This window comes from Cellulomonas sp. ACRRI (assembly GCF_022346185.1).
Classification (GTDB): Bacteria; Actinomycetota; Actinomycetes; order Actinomycetales; family Cellulomonadaceae; genus Cellulomonas.
Genome location: NZ_JAKRMS010000253.1, coordinates 1 through 1,495, shown reverse-complemented (window position 1 = coordinate 1,495; position 1,495 = coordinate 1). Strand labels below are relative to the sequence as shown.

1 rRNA gene is annotated in these 1,495 nt (G+C 57.0%); it reads left to right on the top strand.

Going from position 1 to position 1,495, the window contains the following annotated elements:
* Positions 1–1,485 (top strand): 23S ribosomal RNA (locus tag MHY85_RS20980); the annotation flags it as partial.
* Positions 1,486–1,495: the final 10 nt, after the last annotated feature.

Here is a 1,495-nt window from a genome sequence, read left to right as displayed (position 1 = left end):
TTAACAGGAGTGACGCAGGAAGGTAGCCCGGCGTGGCGATGGTAGTCCACGTCCAAGGTCGTAGGGCGAGTGGTAGGCAAATCCGCCACTCATCAAGCCTGAGAGCCGATGGTGACAGCGTATGCTGGAAGAGGGTGATCCTATGCTGCCAAGAAAAGCTTCGACGCGAGGTTCTAGCCGCCCGTACCCTAAACCGACTCAGGTGGTCAGGTAGAGAATACCAAGGCGATCGAGATAATCGTGGTTAAGGAACTCGGCAAAATGCCCCCGTAACTTCGGGAGAAGGGGGGCCTGAAGCGTGTACCGGCTTGCCCGGGAAGCGTGGAGGGCCGCAGAGACCAGGGAGAAGCGACTGTTTACTAAAAACACAGGTCCGTGCGAAGTCGCAAGACGATGTATACGGACTGACGCCTGCCCGGTGCTGGAAGGTTAAGAGGACGGGTCAGCCGCAAGGCGAAGCTCAGAATTTAAGCCCCAGTAAACGGCGGTGGTAACTATAACCATCCTAAGGTAGCGAAATTCCTTGTCGGGTAAGTTCCGACCTGCACGAATGGCGTAACGACTTCTCCGCTGTCTCAACCGCGAACTCGGCGAAATTGCACTACGAGTAAAGATGCTCGTTACGCGCAGCAGGACGGAAAGACCCCGGGACCTTTACTATAGCTTGGTATTGGTGTTCGGTGCGGCTTGTGTAGGATAGGTGGGAGACTGTGAAGCCGGCACGCCAGTGTCGGTGGAGTCAACGTTGAAATACCACTCTGGTCGCTCTGGACATCTAACCTCGGTCCGTGATCCGGATCAGGGACAGTGCCTGGTGGGTAGTTTAACTGGGGCGGTTGCCTCCTAAAATGTAACGGAGGCGCTCAAAGGTTCCCTCAGCCTGGTTGGCAATCAGGTGGCGAGTGCAAGTGCACAAGGGAGCTTGACTGTGAGACTGACAGGTCGAGCAGGGACGAAAGTCGGAACTAGTGATCCGGCGGTGGCTTGTGGAAGCGCCGTCGCTCAACGGATAAAAGGTACCCCGGGGATAACAGGCTGATCTTGCCCAAGAGTCCATATCGACGGCATGGTTTGGCACCTCGATGTCGGCTCGTCGCATCCTGGGGCTGGAGTAGGTCCCAAGGGTTGGGCTGTTCGCCCATTAAAGCGGTACGCGAGCTGGGTTTAGAACGTCGTGAGACAGTTCGGTCCCTATCCGCTGCGCGCGCAGGAAACTTGAGAAGGGCTGTCCCTAGTACGAGAGGACCGGGACGGACGAACCTCTGGTGTGCCAGTTGTTCCGCCAGGAGCACGGCTGGTTGGCTACGTTCGGAAGGGATAACCGCTGAAAGCATCTAAGCGGGAAGCCTGCTTCAAGATGAGGTTTCCACGGGGCTTGCCCCGAGAGGCTCCCGGCTAGACCACCGGGTAGATAGGCCGGATGTGGAAGAGGGGACGAAAGACCCTCGCAGCTGACCGGTACTAATAAGCCGACAACTTCACCACTCATACTTTT